Annotated in this window: 5 protein-coding genes and 1 pseudogene; all 6 read left to right on the forward strand. The window is 39.2% G+C overall.

Annotation, left to right across the window (positions count from 1 at the left end):
• Positions 1-109: 109 nt before the first annotated feature.
• Positions 110-1,372, forward strand: coding sequence for an NAD-dependent dihydropyrimidine dehydrogenase subunit PreA (gene preA / locus ABE34_RS07645; protein WP_197141486.1), 1,263 nt, complete (start codon positions 110-112; stop codon positions 1,370-1,372).
• Positions 1,373-1,604: 232 nt separating this feature from the next.
• A complete protein-coding gene (locus tag ABE34_RS07650; protein WP_197141487.1) occupies positions 1,605-3,125 on the forward strand; it encodes an NCS1 family transporter in 1,521 nt (506 codons plus the stop codon).
• 42 nt (positions 3,126-3,167) lie between these two features.
• The gene (locus tag ABE34_RS07655; protein WP_197141488.1) at positions 3,168-3,377 is read left to right on the forward strand and encodes a hypothetical protein; all 210 of its coding nucleotides are present in this window, start codon (positions 3,168-3,170) and stop codon (positions 3,375-3,377) included.
• 92 nt (positions 3,378-3,469) lie between these two features.
• Positions 3,470-3,748 carry a hypothetical protein gene (locus tag ABE34_RS07660; RefSeq protein WP_197141489.1) on the forward strand — a complete coding sequence of 93 codons (279 nt, stop codon included), beginning with the start codon at positions 3,470-3,472 and terminating at the stop codon, positions 3,746-3,748.
• Between the two features lie 100 nt (positions 3,749-3,848).
• Positions 3,849-5,213, forward strand: coding sequence for an amino acid permease (locus tag ABE34_RS07665; RefSeq protein ID WP_197141490.1), 1,365 nt, complete (start codon positions 3,849-3,851; stop codon positions 5,211-5,213).
• A 150-nt stretch (positions 5,214-5,363) separates the two neighbouring features.
• A pseudogene (locus tag ABE34_RS07670) lies at positions 5,364-6,393 on the forward strand (IS3 family transposase); the annotation flags it as partial.

The following is a 6,393-nucleotide window of genomic DNA, read 5'->3' on the forward strand; positions in this document are numbered from 1 at the left end:
CTAACTGACCTGCATCCTGCAGGCCTAAGCACAAAGCCGATTCCAGACACAATTATGCCGAGGCATAATTGATGAAATCCAAGTGAGATTGCATAAGGGAGGAACTAATATGGCAGACTTACGCATTGACTTAGCGGGCATCAAATCGCCGAACCCATTTTGGCTAGCATCAGCACCACCAACGAATTCAGGCTATCAAGTACAACGCGCATTTGAAGCAGGGTGGGGCGGTGCTGTTTGGAAAACATTGGGAGATCCGATTCTAAATGTTTCTTCACGCTTTGCAGCTGTTAGCTTTAACGGGCAAAGAGTAGCGGGCTTCAATAATATTGAACTGATTACGGATCGTCCGCTAGAGGTAAATTTAAAAGAAATTTATGAAACGAAAAAAAGGTTTCCAGATCACGCGATAATCGCTTCCTTAATGGTGGAGCCAAAGCAAGAAAAATGGCATGAGATTATTAAACGAGTCGAAGATGTGGGTGTTGATGGGCTTGAGCTTAACTTTGGGTGTCCACATGGGATGGCAGAACGAGGAATGGGCTCTGCCTCTGGTCAAGTACCTGAATTGGTGGAAAAGCAAACGTATTGGGTGAAAGAGGCAGCAAAAACACCAGTAATAGTGAAGCTAACGCCAAATATTACCGACATAACGGTAACCGCAGAAGCGGCCACAAGAGGTGGGGCAGATGCAATTAGTATGATTAATACGATTAACAGCTTAGCGGGTGTTGACTTAGATACATGGAATACTGTGCCTCATGTAGCAGGAAAGGGTGCGCATGGTGGCTATTGTGGTCCTGCCGTTAAACCAATTGCACTCAATATGGTTGCAGAATGTGCTCGTAATCCATTATTCAATGTTCCGATTTCGGGCATTGGTGGTATTTCCAACTGGCAAGATGCTGCCGAGTTTATATTAATGGGAGCAACGGGCGTACAAGTTTGTACAGCAGCGATGCATCACGGTTTTAGTATCGTTGAGGATATGATTGATGGACTGGGTAACTATTTAGATGATAAAGGGATTGCCTCTGTTATGGATTTAGTAGGTCGCTCAGTTTCCAGATATTCTAATTGGGGTGACTTAGATTTAAATTATAAAATCGTAGCTGAAATTAATAATGATGTTTGCATTAACTGTAACAAGTGCCATATTGCATGTGAGGACACATCGCATCAATGTATCGACTTATATACAGAAGATGGTCGCCCAATGCTGAAAGTTCGAGAAGAGGACTGTGTAGGCTGTAATTTATGCTCAATCGTTTGTCCAGCAGATGGTGCTATTACAATGGTTGAACGTCCATCTACTGTCCCACCTATGACTTGGAATGAACGTCAAACTCTGATTAGTAGTCTATCTAAGTAAACCTCTAAAATCAATTTCGCCTTTGCGTAATTGTGTTCGGAGGCTAAATCTTCATTCGTATGTGCTGGGACACTAACTAAATGGAGCCATATCTGTAATCATCTCACTACCTTCTAAGGTGGGTGTACTTTGCCGAATGAAGATAACTGAAATTCCAACTTCCTTTAGCATCGTTGAAGGAATAACCTCATGTAAGTTGTCACGGAAATTTGATAAAAGAAGGAGAGATTAGATGGAACGTGAAGGGAATTATTTAAAATCCCCAGATTTACTTCCAGTGACACATCAACAAAGAAATATTGGAACATTTGGTTTTGCAGTAATTTGGATAGGTATGGCAATTGTATTAGCTGCTTTTGCAATTGGTGGCTCGGCAATCATAAACTTGCCGTTGCCGATGGTGATTTTAGCAACGTTGATTGGCTCTTGTTTAATCGGTGTATTTATGACGTTAATTGGTGATATAGGCATTGAACATGGCTTATCATTCCCGGTTTATATGCGTGCTCCATTCGGTACATTTGGCACTCATATCCCATCACTTGTCCGCGGTGTAACGGCTGCATGTTGGTTCGGTCTGAACACTTATTTCGGTGCGTTAGCAATAAATGGTATTTTAAATTTACTTTTTAATTTTGATAATTGGTTTATTTGTTTCATTGTCTTTGCAGCACTTCAATTATTTAATACATCACTAGGTATTAAATCTATTGAACGCTTTGCAGATTTGGCAGCACCAGTAATTATTTTAATTTCTTGTTGGATGTATTATACACTGGCAGATAATGCAGTAGCTCAAGGGAAAAATATTTGGACGTGGGTGGAAGCGCCAACAACAGGTTTCACTGCCTTCACTGCATTTATGGTAGTGATTATGGCAAATATGGGCTTTTGGTCGACGTTAGCAGCCGACATGCCTTCACTTTCACGCTACTTTAAAGCACCAAAAAATGAACGCAATTGGTTCAAACGTAATAAAACACAGCTGGTTGGCTCATTAATCGTTATGCCGATTACAAATACTTTCATTGTGACAATAGGTGCTGTTTGCTATATGGCTGTTGCCTCAGCTGATCCAATCAATGCATTACAGCAAAGTGCAAGTGGCTTTATTTTAGGCATATTACTGTTAATGATTGTGTTAGCACAATGGTCAACTAATACCTCTGCAAATGTTATTCCAGCGGCAACGATCTTCTCAAATATTGGGGGTCCAAAAGTGCCGTTTTGGGTTGGGGTTGTTATTGCAGGAATCATTGGTATTCTAGCACAGCCTTGGAGTTTATTTGATGTATTAGTCAATGCACTTTTAATTATCGGAGGAATTCTAACAGCTATCGTTGGTATTTTATATGCTGATTATTATTTAATCCGTAAGCGCCGCGTGCATGTTAAAGCACTGTATGAATTAGATGGTCAATTTAAATATTGGAACGGCTTTAACGTAGCTGGTTTAATTGCTTGGATTATCGGTGGTGCAGTAGCAAATATATTTTCCACTTATTCTTCGTTAGTAGGGTTCTTTGTAGGGGCACTTGTATATTATGTACTAGCGAAATATTGGTGGTTCAAAAAATACCCTCAAGCTGAGCTAGAAGATCCAAGTGATGCAAAATATTTAGGAATTACAGCTGGTCACAATCTGGATGAACTATTTGGGCAGCAACAAATGCCTACTCCAACGGTAGTTCCAGATGAGGATGACATCGTTGAACAACCAGATCCTCTGTTAGAAATAAAAGGTGCTGAATAAAAATTAACACCAAGATATATACAAAAAAGGTGAGGTGATTGCATGTCAGAACATCAACAAAGTACAGAGGAAATAGAAAAAGTAGATCAGTATTTAGATAGTGGCTATAAAATCAAATATGTTTATGAAAATTTAAGTGGAATGTTTGTAGAATTTGCCCGTCAAGAAGAAGTTATTCTGATGCAAATTCTAACAGCAGATGCACGAAAATACTTCTCTGCGAAGCTCCAAGAACAGACGTTATTGCAATAACAAAATTAACTCTATTCCATTCATCGCCTTTCATGATGGAATAGAGTTTTTTTACGTAATAAAATAGGTTTTTACTCAAAGTTGGTTCCAAGATGAAAGTGTTGCTCAAAGTGATAGATAATACCTCCGTAGTGACGGATAGAACAGCCAAGGCGACGGAAAGAACCATCAAAGCGACGGAAAGAACCGCCGAAGAGACGGATGGAACAGCCAAAGTGGATAGAACAGCCGAGGTGACGGATAGAACAGCCAAGGCGACGGAAAGAATCGCCGAAGCGACGGAAAGAACCGTCAAAGCGACGGATAGAACAGCCATATCGACGGACAGTACCTTCAAAATGCCCCCAAGAACCCTTGTCGTATTGCCTTAATTTATGTTTTTCCTAAAAATACAATTGTGTTTTTCTACAGAATTTATTATTATTATAAAATAATTCATCGTAGAAAGAACTTCGAAAAGAGGCGTAATTTGTGGCAAATAAAGAGTTAAATAGGGGATTAGATGCACGTCATATCCAAATGATTGCTCTTGGAGGTACTATTGGCGTAGGTTTGTTTATGGGGTCTGCTAGTGCCATTCAGTGGACAGGGCCTTCCGTTCTCCTTGCATATGGTATAGCAGGAATATTTATTTTCTTCATTATGCGAGCAATGGGAGAAATGCTTTACATGGAGCCGAGTACAGGTTCCTTTGCAACATTTGGCTATAAATATATACACCCATTAGCTGGTTATTTAACGGCGTGGAGTAACTGGTTTCAGTGGGTTATTGTTGGGATGTCAGAGATTATAGCAGTAGGGACTTATATGCAATACTGGTATCCTGATTTACCGGCATGGATTCCGGGCTTAATTGCAATGATTATTTTAGGTGTTGCCAACTTTATTTCTGTTAAAACTTTTGGAGAATTTGAGTTTTGGTTTGCCATGATTAAAATTGTAACGATTGTTTTAATGATTGTTGCAGGCTTTGGTCTTATTTTCTTTGGAATTGGTAATGGAGGAGTGGCAATCGGATTATCGAACCTTTGGAATCATGGAGGTTTCTTTACAGGCGGTTGGACAGGTTTCTTCTTTGCGTTATCATTAGTAGTTGCAGCCTATCAAGGTGTTGAGCTTATTGGGATTACAGCAGGAGAAGCGAAGAATCCTCAAAAAACTATAACGAGTGCGATTCAAAGTATTATTTGGCGTATTTTAATATTTTATATCGGTGCAATCTTTGTCATTGTAACTGTTTATCCGTGGGATGAATTAGGTACGATTGGTAGCCCGTTTGTTGCAACTTTTGCAAAGGTTGGAATTACCGCTGCGGCAGGTATTATTAATTTTGTGGTCATTACAGCAGCGATGTCAGGCTGTAATAGTGGAATTTATAGTGCGGGACGTATGCTATATACACTTGCCATGAATGGACAAGCACCTAAATTTTTTGCGAAGCTTTCTAAAAGTGGTGTTCCCATTTTCGGTACAGTAGGCGTGCTATTTGGTTTGGTTATCGGTGTTATTTTAAGTTATGTTGCACCAGGGAATTTATTTGTATATGTATACAGTGCTAGTGTATTACCGGGGATGGTTCCGTGGTTTATTATTTTAATCAGTCAAATACGATTTAGAAAAATAAAAGGTGAACAACTTTCCAAGCATCCATTCAAAATGCCTTTAACACCATTTACAAACTATTTAACGATTGCCTTTTTAATAATGGTGCTAATCGGTATGTGGATTAATGATGATACGAGGATTTCTCTTATTGTGGGAATTGTTTTCTTAGTTATTGTGATCATGAGCTATTATGTTTTTAGAATTGGAAAAGATCGTCCCGTTAATAAATAATGAAATGTTAAAAGGGTGTATTTCTCTACTATGAACTGAACCCCGAATAGTGGACACTTTAAAAAAAGTGGACCTATTCGGGGTTTTTCTATTTTCAACGTTTGAAAACCCCGTTATACTAACCATACCATTTATGAACGGGAGAACATCATGAGTAAAATAATTTTTAACGAGCACCAACGCAGACAAATTGAAGCGAATCCAAATGTCGCCTCAGTATCCGACCGCTCAATTCAATATACAGCCGACTTTAAATTGAAAGCTGTTCAGGCAAATTTACAAGGAAAAGGTCCAGTCCAAATCTTCAGAGAAGCAGGATTTGACTTAGAGCTGATAGGAATTAAGAAAGCTCAAAGTGCAATTAGCCGTTGGAAGAAAACATATCAAACACATGGTAAGGAAGGCTTTTACGAGGAACGTCGTGGAAAAGAGAGTACTGGTCGTCCACGCCTTGAAAACTTATCCGCAGAAAAAAAACTTGAGAAAGCGGAAGCGCGTATTCAACTATTAGAGGCAGAACTTAATCTGTTAAAAAAGCTCGACGAAATGGAAAGGCAGGCGAAGAAGAATCGTTTTTAACACCAAAAGAGAAATACCAAGCCATCAATGAAACGATTCGTTTATATCAATTAAAAAATATGACTCGTCATCTTTGTCAGGTAGCGAATGTCAGTCCAAGCGGCTATTATAAGTGGCTTCAAAATAGGGAGAAACACGCTTTACGTGAAGAAGCTGATTATCAAGATTACATCTTATTAAAATCAATTTATGATCAAGCGAAAGGGAAAATTGGTTATCGTGGATTTTATATGGCACTGGTAGATGTGCTGGACACACCGATGAACCATAAAAAGATTCTTCGTCTGATGCGTAAGTTCAATTTATATGCAAAAGTACGTCGTGCGAATCCATATCGTCTGTTAGAAAAAGCAACAGAGGCGCATCGCCGTATACCGAACCATTTAAACCGTGCATTTAAGCAAGAGGAGCCAGGAAAAGTATTCTTAACAGATATTACGTATCTGCAATATAGAGGTGGTCAAAGGGCGTATTTATCATGCGTGAAAGATGTCGCAACACGAGAAATTGTAGCATATGAATTATCTACTACGTTAAAGATGTCCCTTGTCTATAAGACGCTTGAAAAGTTAAAAACACATCTAGACGGCAATCTCCATCC

Origin of the sequence: Lysinibacillus sphaericus (genome assembly GCF_015844675.1) — a bacterium.
GTDB classification, from domain to species: domain Bacteria; phylum Bacillota; class Bacilli; order Bacillales_A; family Planococcaceae; genus Lysinibacillus; species Lysinibacillus sphaericus_E.